Source organism: Methylocystis sp., assembly GCF_050251305.1.
GTDB lineage: Bacteria > Pseudomonadota > Alphaproteobacteria > Rhizobiales > Beijerinckiaceae > Methylocystis.
This window is the reverse complement of sequence record NZ_JBFWNB010000004.1, coordinates 78,987-102,158: the sequence shown is the minus strand read 5'-3', so window position 1 is coordinate 102,158 and position 23,172 is coordinate 78,987. Positions and strand designations below refer to the sequence as shown.

At 65.3% G+C, this 23,172-nt stretch carries 19 protein-coding genes; 11 read left to right on the top strand and 8 right to left on the bottom strand.

The features are described from left to right. Positions 1–40 precede the first annotated feature (40 nt). Positions 41–1,693 carry an energy-dependent translational throttle protein EttA gene (ettA, locus tag AB7F41_RS02735; RefSeq protein WP_428380116.1) on the top strand — a complete coding sequence of 551 codons (1,653 nt, stop codon included), beginning with the start codon at positions 41–43 and terminating at the stop codon, positions 1,691–1,693. A gap of 119 nt (positions 1,694–1,812) precedes the next feature. On the opposite strand, the gene AB7F41_RS02730 is transcribed toward ettA, so the two are convergent. Further along, entirely contained in the window at positions 1,813–2,142 is a 330-nt protein-coding gene (locus AB7F41_RS02730) for a DUF3175 domain-containing protein (protein WP_428380117.1), read from the bottom strand. An 86-nt stretch (positions 2,143–2,228) separates the two neighbouring features. On the opposite strand from AB7F41_RS02730, the gene AB7F41_RS02725 reads away from it, so the two are divergent. Then, positions 2,229–2,774 carry a transglycosylase SLT domain-containing protein gene (locus AB7F41_RS02725; protein ID WP_428406433.1) on the top strand — a complete coding sequence of 182 codons (546 nt, stop codon included), beginning with the start codon at positions 2,229–2,231 and terminating at the stop codon, positions 2,772–2,774. Between the two features lie 12 nt (positions 2,775–2,786). On the opposite strand, the gene lptA is transcribed toward AB7F41_RS02725, so the two are convergent. Genes lptA through AB7F41_RS02710 form a run of 3 tightly spaced genes read right to left on the bottom strand, consistent with a single transcriptional unit; the run spans position 2,787 to position 4,687 of the window. After that, positions 2,787–3,317, bottom strand: a complete 531-nt coding sequence (gene lptA, locus AB7F41_RS02720; protein WP_428380121.1) for a lipopolysaccharide transport periplasmic protein LptA — start codon at positions 3,315–3,317, stop codon at positions 2,787–2,789. Then, the gene (gene lptC, locus AB7F41_RS02715) at positions 3,318–4,022 is read right to left on the bottom strand and encodes an LPS export ABC transporter periplasmic protein LptC (protein ID WP_428380122.1); all 705 of its coding nucleotides are present in this window, start codon (positions 4,020–4,022) and stop codon (positions 3,318–3,320) included. Between the two features lie 50 nt (positions 4,023–4,072). Then, a complete protein-coding gene (locus AB7F41_RS02710; RefSeq protein WP_428380124.1) occupies positions 4,073–4,687 on the bottom strand; it encodes a ribonuclease D in 615 nt (204 codons plus the stop codon). Positions 4,688–4,849: 162 nt separating this feature from the next. Between AB7F41_RS02710 and AB7F41_RS02705 the strand changes: the two genes are divergently transcribed. Together AB7F41_RS02705 and AB7F41_RS02700 are read left to right on the top strand one after the other, a co-directional pair. Continuing rightward, the gene (locus tag AB7F41_RS02705) at positions 4,850–5,050 is read left to right on the top strand and encodes a hypothetical protein (protein ID WP_428380126.1); all 201 of its coding nucleotides are present in this window, start codon (positions 4,850–4,852) and stop codon (positions 5,048–5,050) included. Between the two features lie 120 nt (positions 5,051–5,170). Next, positions 5,171–6,334, top strand: a complete 1,164-nt coding sequence (locus AB7F41_RS02700) for an AI-2E family transporter (RefSeq protein ID WP_428380128.1) — start codon at positions 5,171–5,173, stop codon at positions 6,332–6,334. Here AB7F41_RS02700 and AB7F41_RS02695 read toward each other — a convergent pair. From AB7F41_RS02695 to AB7F41_RS02685, 3 genes are all read right to left on the bottom strand, one after another. Then, positions 6,302–7,477 carry a lytic murein transglycosylase gene (locus AB7F41_RS02695; RefSeq protein WP_428380129.1) on the bottom strand — a complete coding sequence of 392 codons (1,176 nt, stop codon included), beginning with the start codon at positions 7,475–7,477 and terminating at the stop codon, positions 6,302–6,304. The two genes, AB7F41_RS02700 and AB7F41_RS02695, sit on opposite strands and share 33 nt — an antisense overlap. A gap of 59 nt (positions 7,478–7,536) precedes the next feature. After that, positions 7,537–7,830, bottom strand: a complete 294-nt coding sequence (locus AB7F41_RS02690) for a hypothetical protein (RefSeq protein ID WP_428380131.1) — start codon at positions 7,828–7,830, stop codon at positions 7,537–7,539. A gap of 114 nt (positions 7,831–7,944) precedes the next feature. Further along, positions 7,945–11,682, bottom strand: coding sequence for a peptidoglycan-binding protein (locus tag AB7F41_RS02685; protein ID WP_428380133.1), 3,738 nt, complete (start codon positions 11,680–11,682; stop codon positions 7,945–7,947). A 286-nt stretch (positions 11,683–11,968) separates the two neighbouring features. Between AB7F41_RS02685 and AB7F41_RS02680 the strand changes: the two genes are divergently transcribed. The 6 genes from AB7F41_RS02680 (at position 11,969) to AB7F41_RS02655 (ending at position 20,195) form a co-directional block, all read left to right on the top strand. Continuing rightward, positions 11,969–13,762: an acyl-CoA dehydrogenase C-terminal domain-containing protein gene (locus AB7F41_RS02680; RefSeq protein WP_428380134.1), complete on the top strand. Its 1,794-nt coding sequence runs from the start codon at positions 11,969–11,971 to the stop codon at positions 13,760–13,762. 36 nt (positions 13,763–13,798) lie between these two features. Then, complete coding sequence (locus AB7F41_RS02675; RefSeq protein WP_428380136.1) at positions 13,799–15,007, top strand: acetyl-CoA C-acetyltransferase; 1,209 nt, start codon at positions 13,799–13,801, stop codon at positions 15,005–15,007. Between the two features lie 152 nt (positions 15,008–15,159). Then, positions 15,160–17,367, top strand: a complete 2,208-nt coding sequence (locus tag AB7F41_RS02670) for a 3-hydroxyacyl-CoA dehydrogenase NAD-binding domain-containing protein (protein ID WP_428380138.1) — start codon at positions 15,160–15,162, stop codon at positions 17,365–17,367. A gap of 134 nt (positions 17,368–17,501) precedes the next feature. Next, complete coding sequence (lgt, locus tag AB7F41_RS02665) at positions 17,502–18,326, top strand: prolipoprotein diacylglyceryl transferase (protein WP_428380140.1); 825 nt, start codon at positions 17,502–17,504, stop codon at positions 18,324–18,326. Next, a complete protein-coding gene (locus AB7F41_RS02660) occupies positions 18,323–19,405 on the top strand; it encodes a class I SAM-dependent methyltransferase (protein WP_428380141.1) in 1,083 nt (360 codons plus the stop codon). The genes lgt and AB7F41_RS02660 overlap by 4 nt, the downstream gene beginning before the upstream one ends. Positions 19,406–19,415: 10 nt before the next feature. Further along, positions 19,416–20,195, top strand: a complete 780-nt coding sequence (locus AB7F41_RS02655) for a polyphenol oxidase family protein (protein WP_428380143.1) — start codon at positions 19,416–19,418, stop codon at positions 20,193–20,195. A gap of 27 nt (positions 20,196–20,222) precedes the next feature. Here the strand turns inward: AB7F41_RS02655 and AB7F41_RS02650 are convergent, their stop codons facing one another. Continuing rightward, positions 20,223–21,197 (bottom strand): TonB family protein, encoded by a 975-nt coding sequence (locus AB7F41_RS02650; RefSeq protein WP_428380144.1) that lies wholly within the window; start codon positions 21,195–21,197, stop codon positions 20,223–20,225. Positions 21,198–21,448: 251 nt separating this feature from the next. Between AB7F41_RS02650 and AB7F41_RS02645 the strand changes: the two genes are divergently transcribed. Beyond that, positions 21,449–23,116, top strand: a complete 1,668-nt coding sequence (locus tag AB7F41_RS02645) for a multicopper oxidase family protein (protein ID WP_428380145.1) — start codon at positions 21,449–21,451, stop codon at positions 23,114–23,116. The last annotated feature ends 56 nt before the right edge of the window (positions 23,117–23,172 follow it).

The following is a 23,172-nucleotide window of genomic DNA, read 5'->3' as shown; positions in this document are numbered from 1 at the left end:
GCTCTAAACACTGCGCCAATTCCATCGTTTGCGAGGCGATATGGCGCGCCAGTTCATCTACCACATGCAAGGACTCACCAAGACCTATCCGGGCGGCAAGAAGGTCTTGGACAACATCAATCTTTCCTTTTATCCCGACGCGAAAATCGGCGTTCTCGGCGTCAATGGCGCGGGCAAGTCGACCCTGCTGCGGATCATGGCCGGGATCGACAAGGAATATACGGGCGAAGGCTTCGTCGCCGAAGGCGCGCGCGTCGGCTATCTGCCGCAGGAGCCGCAGCTCGACCCCGCGCTCGACGTGCGCGGCAACGTCATGCTCGGCGTGGCGGAAAAGAAGGCGATTCTCGATCGCTACAACGATCTCGCCATGAATTATTCGGACGAAACCGCCGAAGAAATGACGCAGCTTCAGGACGAAATCGAAGCCAAGGGCCTGTGGGATCTGGACAGCCAGGTGGATCAGGCGATGGACGCGCTCGGCTGTCCGCCGGACGACGCCGACGTCACCAAGCTTTCCGGCGGCGAGCGGCGGCGCGTCGCATTGTGCAAGCTGCTGCTGGAGCAGCCGGAGCTGCTCCTTCTCGACGAGCCGACGAACCATCTCGACGCCGAAACGGTGAACTGGCTCGAAGGACATCTGCGCCAATATCCGGGCGCGATCCTGATCGTCACCCACGACCGCTACTTTCTCGACAATGTCACCGGCTGGATCCTGGAGCTCGATCGCGGCCGCGGCATCCCCTATGAAGGCAATTACACGAGCTGGCTGAAGCAGAAGCAGAAGCGCCTCGCGCAGGAAGCGTCCGAAGACAAGGCGCGCCAGCGCGCGCTCGAAGCCGAAAGCGACTGGATCGCGGCGTCGCCAAAGGCCCGTCAGGCGAAGAGCAAGGCGCGCATTCAGCGCTATGAGGAGCTCGTCGCCAAGCAGAACGACAAGGCGCCGACGACCGCCCAGATCATCATTCCGGTGGCCGAACGTCTCGGCGACAACGTCATCGAGTTCGACCATCTGTCGAAGGGCTATGGCGACAAGCTGCTGATCGACGATCTTTCCTTCAAATTGCCGCCCGGCGGCATCGTCGGGGTGATCGGCCCCAACGGCGCCGGCAAGACGACGCTGTTTCGCATGATCACCGGCCAGGAGACGCCCGACGCCGGATCGATCGAAATCGGCGACAGCGTGCAGCTCGGCTATGTCGACCAGTCGCGCGACGCGCTGCACGCCAACAAGACCGTCTGGGAGGAAATCTCGGAAGGCAATGACGTGATCTATCTCGGCAAACGCGAGATCAATTCGCGCGCCTATTGCTCGGCCTTCAACTTCAAGGGGGCCGATCAGCAGAAAAAGGTCGGCCAGCTGTCGGGCGGCGAACGCAATCGCGTGCATCTCGCCAAAATGCTCAAGAGCGGCGCCAATGTGCTGCTGCTCGACGAGCCGACGAACGATCTCGACGTCGAAACCCTGCGCGCGCTTGAAGAAGCGCTCGTCGATTTCGCCGGCTGCGCCGTCATCATCTCGCACGATCGCTTCTTCCTCGATCGCATCGCGACGCATATCCTCGCCTATGAGGGCGACAGCCACGTCGAATGGTTCGAGGGCAATTTCGCCGACTACGAGGAAGACAAGAAGCGGCGCCTGGGCGTCGACAGCGTCATTCCGCATCGGCTGAAATATAAGAAGTTCGCGCGGTAGCTGCGGAAAGCCGCTCTCAACGCGTCATGGCCGGGCTTGTCCCGGCCATCCGCGCCACAACAGCCCGGTCAGACATTTGCGCCGCGGGTCAACAACCCGCGCGCGCCGGCATGGGCGGCTCAAGCCGCAGGCCGCCCGAACGCCTTCCGCAGCTCGTCCTTCGCCCGTTCCAGCGCCTGCCGGCGTTCGTCGGGCAAATCCTTGCCCGCCCTGTTGATGTAGAAGGTCAGCATCGACATGGCGGAGCGAAACGGCGACGATTTCCGGCGTTCGCTCGCTTCCGCCGACCATTTCAGCGAGCGGGCGATCTTCGCCGGATCGTCCCAGGCGAACGCGCCCGGCTCCAGATCGAGCGCGTTGCTGTGGCGCGTGACCTCGCCGGACCAGTAAGCCGTTTCGGCCTTTGAGCTTTTGGCCGCGCCGCGACGCGGCGGCCGCTTCTGCGCCATCGCCATCCTCGTCTCCGGGCAGCTAGGCGACCGCCACCGGAAATCAACGGCGAAAAGCTTGGCCGCCACGAAATCGCCATGAGCGCATGGCGCATATCGAGCCTGGAAACGTCTCGCCAAAAGAGGGAATTGGAGCGATGCGCCTGTTCGGCTGGTCTAGCGCCTGCGCCGCTTTGAGCGCCCTCGCGCTCGCGGGCTGCGCGCCGCAGGAATCGCTGGTCGCGTCAGCCCCCGCAGCCTATGACGAGTCTGAAAAGGCGGCTGAACTCACCGGCCAGGACGGGCTGCACGCGCGAATCGCCCATTACGCCCGCGTCTACGACATTCCGGAATCGCTCATCCATCGCTCGATCCGCCGCGAGAGCAATTACAATCCCAACGCCCGGCACGGACCCTATTGGGGATTGATGCAGATCCGCCACGACACCGCGCGGCACATGGGCTATCACGGCCCGGCGCATGGCCTTCTCGACGCCGACACCAATCTCGCCTATGCGGTGCCGTACCTCGCCAACGCCTACAAGGTGAGCGGCGGCAATGAGGCGCGGGCGATCAAGCTCTACGCCGGCGGCTATTATTACGAGGCGAAGCGCAAGCACATGCTCGACCAACTCCTGACCGCGGCGCAGTAATTCTCGAAAATCTTACTGGCTCTTCGGGGTGAAGGTGCTGCGCACGCGGCCGCCCTGCGACGCCCCGCCCTGGACCGTCGCCAACCCCGTCCCGACGTCATAGACGAGCTTCTCGCCCTTCACGATATTCTCGCCCTGGGTGAGCGTGACGTTGCCCGTGAGATAGACCTTGTTTTCGGCCTTGTCATAGCTGCCGCGATCGCCCGTGCCGATCTGGTCTTTCGAAACGAGCGTGACCGGCCCGTCGGCGTCGATATGTTTGACGCGATCATTGTTCGTCGCCGCCGGCTCGCCGCCGCCCTTGCCTTCAAGGAAGATGACGAGGCGCGAGGCCTTCAGAGTGGTCGGGCCCTGCGTGACGATCACGCTGCCGGAATAGATGAGCTTCTGCTCCTTCTCGAAATAATCGAGCTTGCCGGCGTCGATATTGAGCGGGTCCTTGGCGGAGGCGCCCGGCAGGATGCCGCCCGAACGGCCGGCGGCGCTTGCCGGCGTCGCGGCGACGAGCGCAGCAATGAGAAGAGCGAAGGGTTGGGGGCGCATTTAGTCCTTGATCGCGGCGCCCGAAGCTTGCGGGGGCGTATCGCCCTCCCCGTATAGCACCGAATGGACGCCGCCTGCGAAACTCGCGCGACGCTCCTTTTGCGAGAATTCGACCGAATGCGCCGTGACCTCGCCGCCGTCGATTTTCAAGAGCACGGGCTTATCGGACGTCATCAGGCTGGCCTTCAAATCCAGCGCGGCCGACTCGAGCGTCATGTCGAAATTCTTGTCGTCCCGGATGGTCACGCCGCCGGACATGTCCGCGTGATCGGCCTTCCTGTTGTAGACGCCCTTCTCCGCGGCGAGGACAATGGAATTGTCCTTGGAGTTCTCGACCCGGACTTCGAGCTGTTCGAGTTCGAAGACGTCGGGCTTGGTCAAATCCTGTATGCCGACAACGGCGCGCACCTCGTAGGGACGTCCGTCCTTACGGTAGCCGACGAGCTTTGGGCTCTCAATGACGATGCGCGAGCCTTTGAGGGCGACGCGCGCCAGACTCAGATCGGCGGGCAGAAAGCGCAGCGAACTGACGAGCAGGCCAAGGCCGACGATTCCGACGACGCCGCCCGCCCCCCAGAGGATCCAGCGACGCAGGCGCGTGACCCGCGTCGTATGCCGCAGCGCCTCGGGAAAGGCGTTCCGGCGCGGCGCAACAAGCGCGTCAAGGCGATCGCGAGCGTTGGGCGTCGGGAAAACGTCGGTCATGGCGGGATCATGAGGCGCGCTGGTGGCGAATTCGAGGCGAAGCCAAAGCCTCACTCATGCGAGAAAATGTCCGTATCAGGCCAGCCGGCGAGGTCGAGGCGCGCCCGTGCGGGAAGAAAGTCGAAACACGCCTGGGCCAGTTCGGCGCGGCCTTCGCGGGCGAGCATGGCGTCGAGCCGGTCCTTGAGCTGGTGCAGATAGAGAACGTCGGAGGCGGCATAGGCCTGCTGCGCGTCGGAGAGGGTCGGCGCGCCCCAGTCCGAAGACTGCTGCTGCTTGGAAATCTCGACGCCCAGGAGTTCGCGCACGAGATCCTTGAGGCCGTGCCGGTCGGTATAGGTGCGCGCGAGCTTGGAGGCGATCTTCGTGCAATAGACCGGCGCAGGGACGAAGCCGAAAGTCTTGGCCAGGATGGCGATGTCGAAACGGGCGAAGTGGAACACCTTCAAAATGGCGGGGTCCGCCAGCAGGCGCTCCAGATTGGGCGCGCGCGTCTGCCCTTTGGCGATCTGGACCAGTTCGGCATGCCCGTCGCCGAAAGAAAGCTGCGCCAGGCACAGCCGGTCGCGGTGCGGATTGAGGCCCAGGGTCTCCGTGTCGATGGCGACGATGGCGCCGGCGCCGAACTCGTCGGGAAGATCGCCCTGGTGAAGGCGGATAGTCATGCGGCTCGAATCCGTTCGAGAGGGGTCGGACTGTCTATCGCAGAATGCGCGCGGCTTGTCGAAGCGGGCGCGCAGCGCCGGTCTCGCTCCCAAGCGCCCACGAAATGTGGTAAGCGTCGGGTTTAGGCCTTGGTCGACGGACCACGGCTCAGGAGTAGCCCCATGCGTTACATTCTCGCTGCGTTTCTCGTCTGCGCGCTCGCCGCGCCGGCCGCTGCGGCCGCATCGTCAAAAAACAGCGCCAAATCTTCTTCCGCGTCGAAATCGGATCAGGCGGCCAAGAGCGGCAAGCACAAACGGCAGCGCTCCGAGTCCAAGGGAGCCGGCGGCATTCATCCTTTGGTCGGCAGCGGCGATTATTAGTCGCGCGCACGCCGGCTCGCTGAACATCGGCTGGCGCGCGCGAACGGATGCTCTTGTCAGACGCGCGCCAAGTCGTCACCATATTGCGGTGCAACCTGAGCGAATGGCGAGAGAACGCCGGTGATCGATCCCACTAACGGCTTCAAGGGCGTGGAGCGCCGCTTCAATGCGCTCGTCATCGAACTGGCGATCCGCCTGCTGGTGATCGGCGTCCTTATCTATTGGACCTTCACCATCGTCCTGCCCTTCGCGGCGATCATTCTCTGGAGCGTCGTGCTCGCCGTTGCGCTCTACCCGATTTTCCGCGTCGTCGCGGAAATGATGGGCGACCGGCCGATCGCCGCCGCCATATTGATGACAATCGCCGGTCTCGTGCTGATCATCGGACCGGTCACCTGGATGGCGGTCGGCGCGATCGATCCGATCAAAACGGTGATGGCGGGAATCGAGACCGGCAATATCGCCGTGCCGCGGCCGCCGGCGTCGATCAAGGACTGGCCCTTTGTCGGCGAGCAGCTCTATTCCTTCTGGCTGCTGGCCTCGACCAATCTGCGCAGCGCCTTCACCCAGATCCTTCCGCAGCTGAAGCCCGCGGGAGAATTTCTGCTCGACATGGCGAAGAGCGCCGGCGCGGGCACGCTCAAATTCCTGGTCTCGGTTCTGCTCATGGGCTTCATTCTTGCCGGCGCGCCGCAAATGCTCTCCGGCGCGCGGGCGTTGTCGCGCCGCATCGATCCTTCGAGCGGCGAGAAATTCGTCGATCTCGCCGGCGCGACGATCAACGCCGTTTCGCGCGGCGTCATGGGCCTGTCGCTGTTGCAGGCCGTCGTGGGCGGCGTCGGCATGTATCTCGCCAATGTTCCCGGCGCGAGTCTGCTGACGATCGCCATTCTGGTGCTGGGCATCATCCAGATCGGTCCGCTGCTCGTCGTCGCGCCGGTCATCTTCTGGGCCTGGACGACGATGGCGTCGGGCCCCGCCCTGGCGCTGACGGTCTGCATGCTGAGCGTCAACTACATGGACAATGTGTTGAAGCCCTTCATCTTCGCGCATGGGCTGTCGACGCCGATCCCGGTGATTTTCGTCGGCGTGATCGGCGGCGTTCTTGCCCATGGAATCGCCGGCCTGTTCGCCGGGCCGGTCGTGCTCGCCGTCGTCTGGGAGCTGACCAAGGCCTGGATCGACGACGAACTCAAGGCGGTCGAACAACCGGACGTCGAGCCCGATTTCAACATCGAGACGTCGCCGAGCCTACCGTCCGCGCAAGGCGTTGAGAACCTTTAGGCCGGCGCGGCCGTTGCGCTGCATGCCGGCGCGCGACTGAAAATCGGCGATCGCCTCTTTCGTCTTCGTCCCGATCACCCCGTCGGCGTCGCCGACGTCATATCCGTGGCGGGTCAGAAGCGCCTGCAGTTCGCGGCGTTCGACGCGCGACAGGCCCGGATCGTCGGTCGGCCATGGAGTCTGGACGCCGGGGCGGCCGCGCAGCCGGTCGGACAGGATGCAGATCGCCAGCGCGTAGGATTCGGCCGCATTATAGGCGTAGATCGCGTCGAAGTTTTTCGTCACGAGAAACGCCGGCCCGTTGCGGCCCGCCGGCAACACCAGCCCCGCGCTCCCCTCGCCGAGGCCGCCCCCGTCGATGCGCGTCACGCCCTTCGAACGCCAGAAGCTCATCGACTGGCGACGCTTGCGTCCGGTCGGTCCCGAATAGCCTGCCGGCAGGCGCACCTCGAAGCCCCAGGGCATTCCCGCGCGCCAGCCGGCCTTGCGCAGAAAATTCGCGGTCGAGCCGAGCGAATCCGCCGCCGAGCTCGCGATGTTGCGCCTTCCGTCGCCGTCGAGATCGACGGCCGTTCCGAGGAACGTCGACGGCATGAACTGCGTATGCCCGAAGGCGCCCGCCCAGGAGCCGTAGAATTCCTCCGCCGCGATGTCGCCGCCGTCGAGAATCTTGAGCGCGGCGACAAATTCCTTGCGCCAGTATTCGTTGCGGCGCGGCGCCTCGCAGGCGAGCGTCGCCAGGCTCTGGACCACCGGGCGCTTGCCGAAATTCTTGCCGAAATCGGACTCGGCGCCCCAGACGGCGACGATGGTCGGCGCATCGACGCCATAGCGGCTCTCGGCGGCGTGCAGCGCGCGCGCATGCTGGCGCATCATCGCCCGCCCTTCCTCGACGCGCTCGTCGTCGACGAGCCCGGCGACATAGTCCCAGACAGGCGTCGTGAATTCCGGCTGCTTGTCCATGAAGCTGACGGCGTCATTGGCCGTCAGCCCATTCGTCGCCGAAGCGATCGTCTGCTGGCGGACGCCGGCACCGGCGGCGGCGGCGCGCAGACCGGAGAGACAGCTTGACCATTCGGCGCGCGCCGGCGCGATCGCGAACAGCAGCGTGGCGAACGCCACGAGAAGATGATTCGTCTTCATGTCGCGGACTCTAGCGGAAAGTCGCGGCTTTTTTGAGCCGCGGCCGTCAGGAACGCGCGTCACTCACAGACGCGGCGGGGGCGCGAGCCGATCACATCGCCATATTCGTCAAAGACCGGACGGCGCTCGATCCAGCACACGGGCGGCGGCGCGACATAGACAGGCGGCGCCGGATAGACGACGGGCGGCGCCGAATTGGCGAGCGCCCCGCCGGTGATGGCTCCAAGCGCAAAGCCGCCAATGCCCGCCGCGATGGCGGGCCCGGCGGAGTCGGCGCGCGCCGGCGCGATCGGCGCCAGCGCTGCGGCGCCGAGAGCCAAAGCCGCTGAAAGCGTCGCGATAGTTCTGCGCATCATACTCTCCCAAAACGGGCGAGCCGCAATCCGCGCGCGGCGCGGGACGGCTCGCACGAGCGGACAATAGGAGCGATCCCGTACACGAATCGTTAAAGGCCTGCGCGGCGAAGCTTAAGAGTTGGACACCTTCGGCTTGCCGGAAGGCTGCTTGGTCGTCGGCTTGACCGGCGCCGGTTCCGGGGTCTGCCGTCTTGCGCCCGCGCCGCGGTCCGTCTTCAGCGGCGGCGCGTCATTCGCCTCGGGCGCCGGCGCTTTGGCGCGGAACGCGGCGGCCAGCGCCTTGGCGGCGGCAAGCTCCTTCGAGTCGAGACGCGCCCCGATCTCATCGCGCTTTTTGGCCGCGTCTTCGTCGCCCTGTGCTGCGGCGGCCGAAAACCAGGCGTAGGACTGCTGCAGGTCGCGGCTGACGCCAAGACCGCGGGCGTACAGGATGGCGAGGTTGAACTGGCTGTCGCGAACACCGAATTCAGCAGCCCGGCGGAACCACTCCGCGGAGCCGGCGTAATCCGGCTTGCCGTCGCCGCCTTCGGCGAGCAGCACGGCGTAGTTATGCATCGCGCGCGCATTGCCCGCCTCGGCCGCGCGCTCGTACCACAGCCTAGCGCGGGCGTAGTCGCGCGCGACGCCAAGGCCGCGCTCATAGATTGAGCCAAGCCGGTATTGCGCGGGCGCCAGGCCGGTCTCGGCGGCCTTTTCGAACCAATGGGCGGCGGCCTTGGCGTCGCGCGGCGCGCCGCGTCCCTCAGAGAAACGCGCGCCCAGTTCATATTGGGCACCCGGATCGCCCTCGACGGCCAACAGCTTGATCGTCGCCAGAGCGTCGCCGGGCGACAGCGGCGGCGCCTCGATGGTTCCTGTCGGCGTCGGATCGATGCTGCGCGCGGCGACCGACGGCGCTGCGGACGCCGGCGGCGACGTTTCAGCCCGCGGCGGCCGCGCGCCCGTCTCGCCCGTCGCAGGAAGATCTGCGATCTTCTGCGATGGCGCGCGCTTCGACGCGAGCTTGCTTTCGGGCGCCCGCGTCGGTCGAACCGCTTTGGCCGGCGCCCTGGCCTCCTGCTGGTTGAGCGACGGCGCAACCGTCAGACCGTTCTGAACCCCGAGCCGCGCAACCTGATAGGCCCCGATCAGCAGCATCACGGCGCCGAGACCCAGCAGCAGCGGACGCTTTCGGTCGTGAAGAACGGCGGTGAATTTTACCACGGCGCCGCCCGGCGGCGCGTCGTCAGGCGTTCCGGACGCGCCTTCTGCGTCAGCCGCCGAAGCGTCGGAGACGGCGGCCGGGCGCGCCGCGCGCCGCGCCGCGGCGATGAAGTCGGACTGGACCGAGCTGCGGCCCCCAGCTTGGTCGAGCTCCACGCCCGGCGGCGCGATGAAGGGCTCGCGCCGTTCGCCGACCGGCAGCAAAAACTCCATCGGATCGACGAGCGCGAGCGCGCCGCTCTGATCCGCTTGCGACGCGCTGACGATCGGCGCTTCGGCGCCCTCGCCAGGAACATTGATTCCGGCGCCGGCCGTCGTATGCGGCTCGGCTTGCGGCGCCACGCCACGCGTTTCGTTCGATTGATCGTCGCCGCCGTCGAGCCGATCGACGACCCGCTCAAGCGTGCGCTGAAGCGCCGACAGAGTCTCATTCGTGCGCTGGCCGTTTGCGTCCTGCGTCTTGCGAAATTCGCTCAACTCGCGTTGCAGAGCGGCGCGAACCGCCCCCGGCTGAATGCTCGCCGCCTGACCGAGAATGTCGGAGGCCACCGCGCGGACCGCCGCTCCCGCGGCCTGCGTCGCTTCTGATCGCGTGTCCTCCAGGCGCGCCAGGAGGTCGTTCATCTTCGAGTCGAAGTCGACAGGCGCGCTTTTGCCCGCATCGATCCGCTCAAGCCGCAGCGCCAAGGCGTCGATCTGCGTTTCGAGCGCCTTCAGGCCGTCGGACCCGGCCGTGGGGCCAACCAAAAGGTTCAAACGGTCGGCGAGCGTCTCGACGAGCGCCGTCAGCTCGCCGTCTCGTTTCTCGGCGCCCTCTTCCACGCTCTGCGCGAAGGCGGCATGCATGCGATCGAGTCGCTCCGCGATCTCGTCGATTCTGGAATTCTGGTCGTTGAGCCTCGGCGCGGCGAACGGATCGTCGAGCCGGTCAATCTTGAAGGAAAGCTGCGCAAGTTGACGCTCGACCGCCTTCAGATCGAGGCTCCTTGCGTCGGCGGCGATCGCCGCGCCGACCTTCCTGTCGAGACCGCAGATGAGATCTTCGATGGCGGCGATACGTTTGGCGTCGTCCGCTTCGGCGACGCGTTCCGTCTGCGCGGCGATCGTTTGGCGAAGCTCATCGATATGCCGCGTCAGATCGGCGAAATGACGCTCGGCGTCCTGTTCGGCGAGAAGCGCTTCGATGCGCGCCAGAGACTCGGTCGACGCGCGCGCCGCGACGCGGCTATCGAGAAGGTCGAACCTGCGGCCGATCTCCTCGAACGCCGCAGCCTGATCCCCGCGCTCCAATGCTGAATCGATCTTCTTGGCGAGCGACGCGATGAGCGATTCAAGCGGCGCCACATTCGCCGCGCCGCGATCGATGCGCTGGACGAGCGTCTTGCCGAGTTCGTCGATGCGCGCGCCGATTTCGTCGAACCGCGCCGCCGCAGATTGTTCGACGACTTCGTCGAGCTTGCGCGCGAGCCGCTCGAGCCGCTTGTTGAAGGTCTCGAACCCCTTCCCGGTTTCTGTCGCCACGATAGCGCGGATCGTCTTGACGACTTCGCCAAGTTCCGCGCCGGACGCGCCATGCGAGAGCGTCAGTGCGTCAACGCGCTGCGCGACGTCAATGATGCGGGTTTCGATCCGCTCGAGCGGCAGCGGCCGCGCTATGAGCGCCGTCAGCTGCTCCCTGATGTCATGCGTATCGCGCGCGAGGTCGCGCACGGCCGCCGTATTGGCGACGTCTCCGGTCTGCAGCTTCTCCAGCCGGATGCCGATGGTTTCGACGTCCGAACGAAGATTGCGCACGATCGGCGTCGGATCGAGATCTTCGATCGTGGCGCGCAATTCGCCGATCATTCGCTCGGCGGGCGCAAGCGCCTCGTCGGAAGCGCCGCGATCGCGCTGGAGCTCGATGCGCTCGCGCAGATCATCCATCGCCGTTTCGACGGCGGCCACAGAGGCGCGCGGCGCGAGTTCGCCGATCGCTTGCGTCATGTCTCGGATTTCGCGCCGGACATTTTCGATCTGTCGCATCATCACGAGCTGCTGGTCGCCGCGTTCGGCGGCGTCCTCGCTGAAACTGTCCAAACGCTGCGCAACCGAGTCGATGGCGCGCTGCAGATCGCCGAAGCGAAACTCGGAAACCGGCTCCGAACCGACGCCGGCGTCATCGCGCGTGCGCTGGCTTCGGCGGAGTTCCGCGATCGCGTCGAGAAGCGGACGCCGCGCGGACGCATCGCCGCGCGCCTCGCGTTCGTCCAGTCGTTGCGAAACGCCGGCGAGATGCTGATCGAGGTCGTTCAGCTTCTTGGCGGCCTTCGCGCGGCGATCCTCGCTCGGCGGCCGGCCCAGTCGCGATTCAAGCTCCGCCAGCGCGCTGCGGATCGGCCGAGCGTTTGCGGAGGGCTGTTCCCCGAGCTGGCCATCGACGCGCCGTTTCGAGAGTTCGGCGATCGACCGCCAGATCGAATCGAGGTCGTTCTTGCGCTCGCGCGCCTCGGAGGCGTCGTCTGTGCGCGCGCCGCCGGCGTCGCGCCGCTGCGCATCTTCGGACGATGTCTCCCCTGCATGGCCTTGCGCCGCGCGTCCCGACTCGCGCGTCTCCGCGCGCGTCCCGGAATCCGAACGACCCTGATCAGGAAATTTCGCCTTGCTCATGTGGTGTCCGGCGGGAGTGGCCCGTGGAAATTTGGGAAAAAACGCGGTGAACCAACGCGAACGCGCGAATCGCGCGCGACCGTCGGCGCTCCGCCGATTGCGGCGACTTTCCGCCGACCAGGGTAAAGAAGCCGTTAAGAAACCGCTCTATAGCGGGCGTCGCGGTCCCGCGCGTCACGTGAGCGTCGCTTGCGCCCGCGGCGGCGCCTCTCTACCTATGACGCAGCCCAAGAGAATCGCGATGCGACGGCGCCGGCCGGGCGCCGCCTGCAAGTAGGAGGTGTTGATGCCGAACTACAAGGCGCCTGTGGACGACACCCTCTTCCTCTTGAACGACGTCTTGAATTTTCAGCGTTTCGGCAATCTCCCAGGCTTCGCGGACGTGACCCCGGACGTCATGTCGCAAATCCTCCTGGAGGCGGGAAAGATCTGCGAAGAGGCGCTCGCGCCGCTCAATCAGTCGGGCGACGAAAAGGGCTGCGTGCGCCACGACGACGGCTCCGTGTCCACCCCGCCGGGCTTCAAGGAGGCGCATGACGCTTTCGTTCAGGGGGGTTGGATCGGCCTGGCCGTGCCCGAGGCATATGGCGGACAGGGCCTGCCCTATACGCTGTCGATGGCGATGAACGAATTCGCCTCGTCGGCCAATATGTCCCTGGCGATGTATCCTGGCCTCACGCAGGGCGCGCTCGCCGCTCTTTTGCGTCACGGCGATGACGCGCAGAAAAGTCTCTATGCGCCGAAAATGACGGAAGGCCGCTGGTCGGGGACGATGAACCTGACCGAGCCGCAATGCGGCACGGATCTCGGCCTGCTGACGACCAAGGCGACGCCGCGCGACGACGGCTCCTACTCGATCACCGGACAGAAGATTTTCATCTCCGCCGGCGAGCATGATCTGACCGAGAACATCGTGCATCTCGTGCTCGCGCGCATCGAGGGCGCGCCCGCCGGCGTGAAGGGCATTTCGCTGTTCATCGTGCCGAAGTTTCTCGTCGACGGCGACGGCGCGCTCGGGCCGCGCAACGGCGTGAGCTGCGGCTCCATCGAAGAAAAGATGGGCATCCACGGCAACGCCACTTGCGTCATGAATTACGACGGCGCGCAAGGCTTTCTCGTCGGCGAAGCCAATCGCGGACTGAACGCGATGTTCGTGATGATGAACGAGGCGCGGCTCGGCGTCGCCATGCAAGGCCTCGCGCTCTCCGAGGTCGCCTATCAGAACGCGGCGCAATACGCCAAGGAGCGTCTGCAAGGCCGGGCGCTTTTGGGCCCGAAGGATCCCAGCAAGCCCGCCGACCCGATCATCGTGCATCCGGACGTGCGGCGGATGCTGCTCGAGATCAAGGCGTTCAACGAAGCGGCGCGCGGCTTTGCGCTGTCGGCCGCGCTCGACAGCGACATCGCGCACCGTTCGGACGACGCCGCGTCGCGCCAGGCGGCGGAAGATCGGCTCGGTCTGCTGACCCCCGTGCTCAAGGGCGTGCTCACCGACGTAGGCTTCGAAAACGCCGTGAAGGCCCAGCAGGTGTTCGGCGGTCACGGCTATATTCGCGAATGGGGCATGGAGCAGTTCGTGCGCGACGCGCGCATCAGCATGATCTATGAGGGCGCCAATGGCATCCAGGCGCTGGATCTCGTCGGCCGCAAGCTGCCGCGCGACGGCGGCCGGGCGATCATGGCCTATTTCAAGGACACGACAGAACTCCTGACGCCGCTCTTATCCGATGAGGCGATGAAGGTCTTCGCCGCGCCGGTCAAGGCGGCGCTCGACGATCTGCAAAAGGCGACGATGTGGCTGATGCAGAACGCGATGACAAAGCCCGACAACGCCGGCGCCGCCTCCTACGACTATATGCATCTCTTTGGCCGCGTCGCGCTCGGCGTGGTCTGGGTGAGGATCGCCCAGGCGGCGATGGAGAAGAAGTCGCAAGAGCCCCATGAGGCGGCCCGCATGGACGCCAAACTTCTCACGGCGCGCTTCTACATGGAGAGGATGCTGCCCGAAACGAGCCTGCGCCTGACGCGCATTTCAACGGGCGCCGACACGATGATGTCGCTGCCGGAGGAAATGTTTTAGGCGCTCGCCGGAAGGATTGTAGAGAGGACACGCTTGATGCCCGACGCATTCATCTACGACGCAGTCCGCACGCCGCGCGGCCGCGGCAAGCCGGATGGTTCGCTGCATGAGGTCTCCTCGCTCGGCCTCGCCGTCACCGCCCTGCAGGCGATCCGCGAGCGCAACGCGCTCGAAGGTCCAGAGGTCGACGACGTCATCCTCGGCTGCGTCGATCCCGTGGGCGAAGCCGGCGGCGACATCGCCCGCGCGGCGGCGATTTCGTCGGGCTATTCGTACAAAGTCCCCGGCGTGCAGATCAACCGCTTCTGCGCGTCCGGCCTGGATTCGGTGAATTTCGCCGCCGGCGAAGTGATGTCCGGCCAGCACGATCTTACGATCGGCGGCGGCGTCGAGAGCATGAGCCGCGTCGGCATCGGCGCCTCCGGCGGCGCCTGGCCCGTCGATCCGACGATCGCCATTCCTTCCTACTTCATGCCGCAGGGCGTGTCGGCCGATCTCATCGCGACGAAATACGGCTTTTCGCGCGACGATGTCGACGCCTATGCCGTCGAGTCGCAAAAGCGCGCGGCGAAAGCGTGGGAAGACGGCCGCTTCACACATTCGATCGTTCCGGTGAAGGACGTCAACGGCATTACGCTGCTCGACCGCGACGAGCATATGCGGCCCGGCACCGATATGCAGGCGCTCGCGGCGTTGAAGCCGTCCTTCGCCTTTTACGCCGAACAGGGCGGCTTCGATGCGGTCGCCATTCAGGCGCATCCCGAAATCGAGAAGCTGAACTATGTGCACCACGCCGGCAATTCGTCGGGCATTGTCGATGGCGCGGCGGCGGTGCTCGTCGGTTCGAAGGAGGCGGGCGAGAAACACGGCCTCAAACCCCGCGTCAAAATTCGCGCCTACGCCAATATCGGCTCTGAGCCGGCGCTGATGCTGACCGGACCGGTCGACGTGACGAAGAAAGTGCTTCACCGCGCCGGCATGAGCGTCGCCGACATCGATTTGTTCGAAGTCAACGAAGCCTTCGCCGCCGTCGTGCTGCGCTATCTCGAGGCCTTCGAACTCGATCCCGCCAAGGTCAACGTCAACGGCGGCGCCATCGCCATGGGCCATCCGCTCGGCGCGACCGGCGCCATGCTGATGGGAACCGCGATCGATGAGTTGGAGCGCACGGGAAAATCGACCGCGCTCGTCACGCTCTGCATCGGCGCCGGCATGGGCACGGCGACGATCGTGGAGCGGGTGTGAGGGTTGCAACATGTCCCCGTCCTTCGAGACGCGAGCTATCGCTCGCGCCTCAGGGCGGGGCAACGTTTTGAACCTTGTTCTGAGGCGCGCGCACAACGGGCGTCTCTAAAGGCGAGGTTCAAAATGGCGCAAGATCTTTTGGAGGCGAACTTATGAACCTCGTCAATTTCCGCTTCGAGACCGGCGCCGACGGCGTCGCGCTTGCGACCTGGGACATGCCCGAGCGCACGATGAACGTCATCACGCCGGACGTGATGGACGAGCTGGAGCAGATCATCGACGCGGTGGTCGCCGACCCCGACGTCAAGGGCTGCGTCATCGCGTCGGGCAAGAACGCCTTCTCCGGCGGCGCCGATCTCACCATGCTGCAGCATGGCGCCGCGCAATACGCCAAGGCGCTGAAAGAGCAAGGCGAAGAAGCGGCGAACACGCTGTTCTTCGAATTCTCGCGCCGGCTGTCGCTGCTCTATCGCAAGCTGGAGACCTGCGGCAAACCTTTCGCCGTCGCCATCCACGGCGTCTGTCTCGGCGGCGCCTTCGAACTCGCGCTCGCCTGCCACTATCGCGTGATGGCGGATGACGACAAAACCAAGGTCGGTCTCCCGGAAATCAAAGTCGGGCTGTTTCCCGGCGCCGGCGGCACGCAGCGCGTGTCGCGCATCATGCAGACGGGCGACGCGCTGCAATTCCTGTTCAGAGGCGATCAGCTCAAGCCCAAAGCGGCGCTCGGCGCGAAGCTCGTGCATGAGATTGCGCCGAAGGCGGAGATCGTGGACCGCGCCCGCGCCTTCATCGTCAAGGGCGGCAAGGCGCAGGCGCCATGGGACGTCAAGGAGTTCAAAAATCCTTCCGGCCGCGTGTTCTCGCCCACGGGCATGATGATCTGGCCCGCCGCCAACGCCATCTACCGTCGCGAAACATACGACAATTATCCCGCCGCCAAGGCCATATTGCACGCCGTCTATGAAGGGCTGCAATTGCCGATGGAACAGGCGCTGACCGTCGAGTCGCGCTGGTTCGCGCATATCCTGCGCTCGAAGGAAGCGGCGGCGATGATCCGCTCGCTGTTTCTCTCAAAGAATGAATTGGACAAGGGCGCGCATCGCCCCAAGGACGTCGGCCCGACCGATCTCAAGAAGATCGGCGTCATCGGCGCGGGCTTCATGGGCGCCGGCGTCGGCTATGTCAGCGCGCTGAACGGCCTCGAAGTCGTTCTCGTCGACCGCGATCAGGAGAGCGCCGACAAGGGTCTGGCGACGATCGACAAGCTGATGTCTGGCTCCGTCAGCAAGGGGCGCGCGACGGCGGCCGACAAGGACGCGCTGATGGCGCGCGTCGTCGCCACCGCCGATTACGGCGCGCTCAAAGGATGCGATCTCGTGCTCGAAGCGGTGTTCGAGGATCGCGCCGTCAAAGCCGAAGTCACCAAGCGCGCGCAGGACGTCGTTGGCGGCGACGCGATCTTCGCATCGAACACGTCGACGCTGCCGATCACCTCGCTCGCGGAGACTGCGCAGAAGCCCGAAAACTTCATCGGAATCCATTTCTTCTCGCCCGTCGAGAAGATGCTGCTCGTCGAAGTGATCCTGGGCGCGAAGACCGGCGACCGCGCGCTGGCGACCGCGCTCGATTTCGTCCGCATCATCAAGAAGACGCCGATCGTCGTCAACGATTCGCGCGGCTTCTTCGCCAATCGCTGCGTGCTCAACTACGTTCGCGAAGGACAGATCATGCTCGTCGACGGCGTGCCGCCGGCGATGATCGAAAATGTCGCCCGCATGGCGGGCATGCCGGTCGGGCCGCTGTCGCTCAATGACGAAGTCGCGCTCGACCTCGGATGGAAAATCCTGCAGGCGACGAAGAAGGATCTCGGCGAAGCCTCCGTCGATCCTGCGCAGGAGCGCGTCCTGCATTTCATGGTCGAGGAAAACGGCCGCTTCGGCCGCAAGAACGGCAAGGGCTTCTACGACTATCACGCCAATGGAACGAAAAGCCTGTGGCCCGGCCTTTCGGCCCTGGCGCAGAATGAACGCGATCCCGACACGCTCGACGTCGCCGAAATGAAGCAGCGCTTTCTCGTGACTCAGGCGGTGGAGGCGGCGCGCGTCATGGCGGACGGCGTCGTCACCGATCCGCGCGAAGCCGATGTCGGCTCCATCCTCGGCTTCGGCTTCGCGCCCTTCACGGGCGGCGTCATCTCCTACATCGACGGCATGGGCGCCAAAGCCTTCGTCGCGCTCTGCGACAAACTCGCCGCGAAATACGGACCGCGCTTCGAGCCGCCGCAACTGCTGCGCGACATGGCGGCGAAGGGCGAGACCTTTTACGGGCGGTTCATGCCGCAGAAGATGGCGGCGTGACTTGGCGCGCGGGTATTTCGGCGCGCGCGTGATTGGAAGGGCCGCCCCCGGGACATGACATCTGCAGGGCCGGCGGGTAAAAGACAGCCAGGGCGTGTAGGTTCGAAACCCGCGCCCGCGCCCGGACCTGGTGAATGCCCATTTTCGTCCTTCCCTTTCCAGTGGTCGATCCTGTCGTCGTCAACATCGGGCCGGTCCCGCTGCGGTGGTATGCGCTGGCCTATATCGGCGGCTTCATTTTCGGCTGGCTCGGCATGCGCGCGCTCGTCGCGAACGACGCGCTGTGGCGGCGCGGCCAGCCGCGGCCCACCCGCGAGTCGCTCGACGATCTGCTGGTCTTCGTCGCTTTCGGCGTCATCATCGGCGGGCGCCTCGGCCATGTGCTGATCTATGATCCGGCTTTCTATTTCGCGCATCCGCTCGAAATCCTGCAGACATGGAAAGGCGGCATGGCTTTTCACGGCGGACTTGTCGGCGCAATGATCGGCATGGCGCTTTACGCCCGGCGCAGCGCGATGCCGCTGCTGACCGTGAGCGACATTTGCGCGGCCGTCGCGCCCATCGGCATTTTCTTCGGCCGCCTCGCCAATTTCATCAAGCCCGAGATGTGGGGGCGCGAATCCGACGCGCCCTGGGCGATGGCGTTTCCAGGCGCAGGCGAGATCCCGCGCCATCCGAGCCAGCTTTATGAAGCCGGCCTCGAAGGCGTCGCGCTCGGCCTCCTATTATGGTTCGCGGCGCGTCACGGCGCGTTGAAGCATCCGGGACTCGTCACCGGCCTGTTCGGCGTCGGCTATGGATTGGCGCGGATTTTCTGCGAGTTTTTTCGAGAACCCGATCCGGTGCAGGAAGCGCTTCCCAATGGATTGACCATGGGCATGGTCCTGTCCGCGCCGGTTGTTTTGCTAGGCGCGGCGGCGATCATGTTCGCGCTGCGCCCAAGGAGCGCGACGGCATGAGCGCCTTGAAGAAAGAAATCATCGAGACGATCGCGCACGACGGCCCCATGTCGCTCGAACGTTACATGTCGCTGTGCCTGAGCCATCCGCGCTACGGCTATTACATGACGCGCGATCCTTTCGGCGCCGGCGGAGATTTCGTCACCGCGCCGGAGATCAGCCAGATGTTCGGCGAATTGCTCGGCGTTTGGGTCACCGAAGCCTGGCGCGGGGCGGGCGCGCCGGACGAGGCCCGGCTCGTGGAGCTCGGTCCCGGCCGCGGCACGCTGATGTCGGATGTGCTGCGCGTGACGCCGATCGCGCCGAACTTCTATTCGGCCGTGACCGTGCATCTTGTCGAGACCAGTCCGACGCTGCGCGAGGCGCAACGCCAGACGCTCGCCAGAGCCGCAAAGCCGGCGCAGTGGCATTCGGATTTCTCCGAAACGCCGCCCGGACCGGCTTTCATCATCGCCAATGAGTTTTTCGACGCGCTGCCGGTCAGGCACTATGTCAAGAGCGCCAGTGGCTGGCGCGAGCAACTCGTCGGGCTCGACGCCGAAGGCGAACTCGCCTTCGGACTGTCGGATCAGATCGAAACGGCGCTCAACGTTCAGGCGCGCGAAGGGTCGATCATCGAAGTCAACGTCGCGGCGCAAAAGCTCATGGCCGACATCGCCACGAGGCTTGTCGCCGAAGGCGGCGCGCTGCTGCTGATCGACTACGGCTATGAGCAGACGTCGCTCGGCGACAGTCTTCAGGCGGTGTCCCGCCACGCCTATGTCGATCCGCTGGCGGCGCCTGGAGAGGCGGATCTGACCGCTCATGTCGATTTCGCGGCTCTGGCGCGCGCCGCCGCCGCATGCGGCGCCAAGGTGATGGGCCCGGTGACGCAAACCGATTTTCTGCTGCAGCTTGGCATTGAACGCCGCGCCGAGACCTTGTCGAAAAAAGCCACGCCCGAACAGGCGCAGGCGATCGTCGACGCCTTTGAACGCCTCACCGGGATCGACAACGCGCGTCATCAGATGGGCGGCCTGTTCAAAGTGATGGCGGTCACGCATCCCGAGATGCCCGACCTGCCGGGATTTTTCGTGTAATATCGACGTGATGACGTCCGAAACGCCTGCGCTCACCGCGAAAAATCTCAATCTGCCGAACCTGCGCCACGCTTTTTTCACCCGCGCGGGCGGCGTCTCCGAAGGCGTCTACGCATCGCTGAACGGCGGCGTCGGTTCGCGCGACGCCCCGCCGAGCGTCCAGGAGAATCGCGCCCGCATGGCAGCGCGGCTCGGGGTCGACGCCGAGCGCCTGCTGGTGCCATTTCAGATCCATTCCGCAGAGGCGCGCGCCGTGCGCGAACCGTGGGACGCCGAGGCGCGGCCGCGCTGCGACGGCGTGGTCACGACCGAAGTTTCGCTCGCGCTCGGCGTCACCGGCGCCGACTGCGGCATGCTGCTCTTCGCCGATCCGAAGGCGCGCGTCATCGGCGCCTGTCACGCCGGCTGGAAGGGCGCACTCGGCGGCGTCATCGAAGCGACGGTCGGGGAAATGGAGGCGCATGGCGCGCGCCGCGCCGACATCCATGTCGCGCTCGGCCCGGCGATCGGCGCAATGAGCTATGAGGTCGGTCCGGAATTTGTCGCGCGGTTTCGCGACGCGGACGCCTCTTTCGCCCGCTTCTTTGCGCCGACCGACCGCGACGGCCACGCGACCTTCAATCTGCCGGGCTTTATCGCCTCCCGCGTCGAGGCGCTGGACGTAGCCTCCTTCGAAGACCTCAACGTCGACACTTACGCCGATGAAGCGCGCTGCTTCAGCTACCGGCGCAGCGTTCATCGCCGCGAGCCCGACTATGGGCGGCTCGTCTCGGCGATCGCGCTGGCGTAGGCAAGCGCGCCACGCAAGCCGCAAGCGCTACTTCGTCGCGTAGCTGAACAACATCGAATGCGGCAGTCCGCGCGGCGGCGGCGGGAATGGCGCGGCGCGGCGCACCGCCGCGAGCGCGGCGGCGTCGAGATCGGGCGCGCCGCTCGGCTGTTGCACGGCCTGATGGGTGAGATTGCCCCTCTCATCGATGTAGAATACGACCGCCCCCCTGCCGATCGCCCTGCTTCCGCGCACGCGCGGCGGAATGCGCATATGCGGCATGATCATGCCGTAGAGAATCGTCAGATAGGTCGTCTTCGCGCGGCCGCCGCCGACCGGAGAAAATTTGCGCGGCGCCGCGAGCTTATAGTCCGGAATCGGCGCAAGCGCCGCGAGCTGATCGGCGATCGAATTGGCCTCGCCCTTCTTGACCGACCCTTTCTCGTTCGGGTCGGGCTTCTCCTCCGGCTTCTTTTCCGGCTCGGCCTGCTCGATGATCTCGGCGTCGCTCTTGTCTTCGAGCGGGGTCTCCTTGGCCTCTTCCGGCGCCTTGGCCTTCCCCTCTTCGTCCTCGGCCTCCTTCATGCCCTGAGGCTTCTCGTCCTTGGGCGTGACATTTTCCTTCTCGGCCTCGTTCTTCGGCGTCTTGAGCTCCTTCTCCTCCGGCGCGTTGACGTCGGACTTGGTCTTGCTCTCGGCCTCGGGGGCGTCGAAGGCGGGCTTTTCGTCCTCGAGCGGCGGCGGGTGCGGCGGCTTCTGCTGCTTCTGCTGCTCCGGCGGCTTCTCCGGCTCGGGCTCTGGCGCAGGCGGTTGTTCCTGCTCGGGCGGAGGCGGCTCGGCGATCACCTCGACCGGGATTTCCTCAACGACGGCGGGCGCTTCGCGCGCGAAGCGCCAGTCCTGCCACAGCAGGAAGGCGAGAACCAACAGATGCGCCAGCAGGCACAGGAGGAGAAACGCGAGAAAGCGCGGGCGCGCGACGACGCCACGGCGGCGCCGAAGGTAATCCAAGGCCAAGGTCACGTTAGGGACGGATTGTCCGCTGCTGTCGTTCATAGCGAAGGAAAGCCGCGCTCCAGCGCCGCCGCTGCTTGCACAGTCGAACTGTGTCGGTGATCGGGCCGCGCCACTTTCGAAATTATAGCCGCCTTTAAACGAAAACGCGCCCCCACAAAACGATGACGCGTTTTGCCGCAGTTATCAATGGCAAGACTGCGCATATATAAGAGACCTCTAATTTAAGCGGCGCTCGAACGCCGCTCGGGGGAGGATTAATGGAGCGCTTCCGACCGTTGTCGCGGCGAGGGTTTCTGCTTGGCGTCGGAGCGGCGGCGATCGGAGCCTCGGCCTATGCCGAAGGCCATGCGATGCGCCGCATCGCGCCCAATCGGGCGTCAGACGCCTTTGATCCGGACGTCGACCTCGATTTGATCTGCAGGCGCGACGAGGCGTCGATCCTGACCGGCGCGCCGACGCGCGTCTGGCGCTATTCGGGCAATCTCATCAAGGGCCCGCCAAACGCCGTGACGGCGTCGCCCGATTCTTATCTCGGCCCGCTGCTGCGCTTCTCGAAAGGACAGAAGGTCCGCATTCGGCTGCGAAATGAATTGCCGGAAGAGACGATCACGCATTGGCACGGCCTGCATGTGCCGATGCTGATGGACGGCCATCCGACGGCGGCGATCGATCCCGGCGAAACCTATGTCTACGAATTCGAAATCCGCAACCGCGCCGGCATGTATTTCTACCATCCGCACACGCATGAAAAGACGGCGACTCAGGTCTATCGCGGCCTTGCCGGCGCAATCATCGTCGACGACGCTGAGGAGCGGGCGCTCGGCCTGCCATCCAGCGCATTCGAAATTCCGCTGGTCATCCAGGATCGCTCGTTCGACCGCGACAACCAGCTTGCCTATGGCGGCGACATGCATACGAGCATGTTCGGCTTTTACGGCGACCGCGCGCTGGTCAACGGACGATGCAATTTCGCGCTCGACGTCGCCAGTCGCGCCTATCGTCTTCGGATCCTCAACGGCTCCAACGCCCGCATCTACAAGCTGTGCTGGGACGATTCGACGCCACTGACCGTCATCGGCGTCGACGGCGGACTGCTGGAGCGGCCGGAAAAGCGGCCCTATGTGATGCTCGCGCCCGCCGAGCGCGTCGATCTCCTCGTCGATTTCAGCGGCCGTCCGCAAGGTTCGAAACTGACGATGCTGAGCGGCGAATTCTACGGCCTCGTTCCGCCCATGGCGCAGCGCATGATGGGAAGCGACCTGGCGATCGGGGAGGAATTCCCGCTGTTTACGGCCAAGGTGACGGAGGCCTCAAACGACTCCTGGAGGCTACCGGAGAAGCTCTCGAAGATCGAGCATTTCCGAAAGGAACAGGTCGCCAATCCAGATCAACCAATTCCGATCGCGATCACCATGGCGCATATGTCAATGCTCCTGAACGGGCGACCTTATGGCGACGACGATCTGCTGCCCTTCGAACGCATTCCGGTCGACACCACGCAGCTCATCGAAATTTATCATGAGCACGGGGGCATGGGCGGCGGAATGGGCATGGGCGGGGGCATGCGCGGGGGAATGGGCGGCGGCATGATGCGCGGCCGCATGGGCGGCATGGGCATGGGCGGCGGCGGCATGGGCGGCGGCGGCATGGGCATGATGCGCATGATGTCGATGGCGCATCCCATCCATCTGCATGGCCAGCAGTTCGAGATTATCGAACGCAGCTTCGAGGGCGACGAGGACGCCTACGCTTCCGTCCGCGACGGTTTCATCGACAGCGGCCTAAAGGACACGGTGCTCGTCGCGCCGGGCGAACGCGTGCGGATCGTCAAGCGGTTCGGCGATTTCAAGGGCCGCTTCATGTATCACTGCCACAACCTCGAACATGAGGATGCGGGCATGATGCGCGAATACTCGGTGGAATAGAACGATCGGTGGAATAGAACGACCGGCGACGCGCGCCGCGCGCCAATCGCATCCGC

What these genes read in the sequence shown, in the direction of transcription:
- ettA (WP_428380116.1), top strand. Translation starts at nt 41, where the DNA reads ATGGCGCGCCAGTTCATCTACCACATGCAAGGACTCACCAAGACCTAT.
- AB7F41_RS02730 (WP_428380117.1), bottom strand. Translation starts at nt 2,142, where the DNA reads ATGGCGCAGAAGCGGCCGCCGCGTCGCGGCGCGGCCAAAAGCTCAAAG.
- AB7F41_RS02725 (WP_428406433.1), top strand. Translation starts at nt 2,229, where the DNA reads ATGGCGCATATCGAGCCTGGAAACGTCTCGCCAAAAGAGGGAATTGGA.
- lptA (WP_428380121.1), bottom strand. Translation starts at nt 3,317, where the DNA reads ATGCGCCCCCAACCCTTCGCTCTTCTCATTGCTGCGCTCGTCGCCGCG.
- lptC (WP_428380122.1), bottom strand. Translation starts at nt 4,022, where the DNA reads ATGACCGACGTTTTCCCGACGCCCAACGCTCGCGATCGCCTTGACGCG.
- AB7F41_RS02710 (WP_428380124.1), bottom strand. Translation starts at nt 4,687, where the DNA reads ATGACTATCCGCCTTCACCAGGGCGATCTTCCCGACGAGTTCGGCGCC.
- AB7F41_RS02705 (WP_428380126.1), top strand. Translation starts at nt 4,850, where the DNA reads ATGCGTTACATTCTCGCTGCGTTTCTCGTCTGCGCGCTCGCCGCGCCG.
- AB7F41_RS02695 (WP_428380129.1), bottom strand. Translation starts at nt 7,477, where the DNA reads ATGAAGACGAATCATCTTCTCGTGGCGTTCGCCACGCTGCTGTTCGCG.
- AB7F41_RS02690 (WP_428380131.1), bottom strand. Translation starts at nt 7,830, where the DNA reads ATGCGCAGAACTATCGCGACGCTTTCAGCGGCTTTGGCTCTCGGCGCC.
- AB7F41_RS02685 (WP_428380133.1), bottom strand. Translation starts at nt 11,682, where the DNA reads ATGAGCAAGGCGAAATTTCCTGATCAGGGTCGTTCGGATTCCGGGACG.
- AB7F41_RS02680 (WP_428380134.1), top strand. Translation starts at nt 11,969, where the DNA reads ATGCCGAACTACAAGGCGCCTGTGGACGACACCCTCTTCCTCTTGAAC.
- AB7F41_RS02675 (WP_428380136.1), top strand. Translation starts at nt 13,799, where the DNA reads ATGCCCGACGCATTCATCTACGACGCAGTCCGCACGCCGCGCGGCCGC.
- AB7F41_RS02670 (WP_428380138.1), top strand. Translation starts at nt 15,160, where the DNA reads ATGAACCTCGTCAATTTCCGCTTCGAGACCGGCGCCGACGGCGTCGCG.
- lgt (WP_428380140.1), top strand. Translation starts at nt 17,502, where the DNA reads ATGCCCATTTTCGTCCTTCCCTTTCCAGTGGTCGATCCTGTCGTCGTC.
- AB7F41_RS02660 (WP_428380141.1), top strand. Translation starts at nt 18,323, where the DNA reads ATGAGCGCCTTGAAGAAAGAAATCATCGAGACGATCGCGCACGACGGC.
- AB7F41_RS02655 (WP_428380143.1), top strand. Translation starts at nt 19,416, where the DNA reads ATGACGTCCGAAACGCCTGCGCTCACCGCGAAAAATCTCAATCTGCCG.
- AB7F41_RS02645 (WP_428380145.1), top strand. Translation starts at nt 21,449, where the DNA reads ATGGAGCGCTTCCGACCGTTGTCGCGGCGAGGGTTTCTGCTTGGCGTC.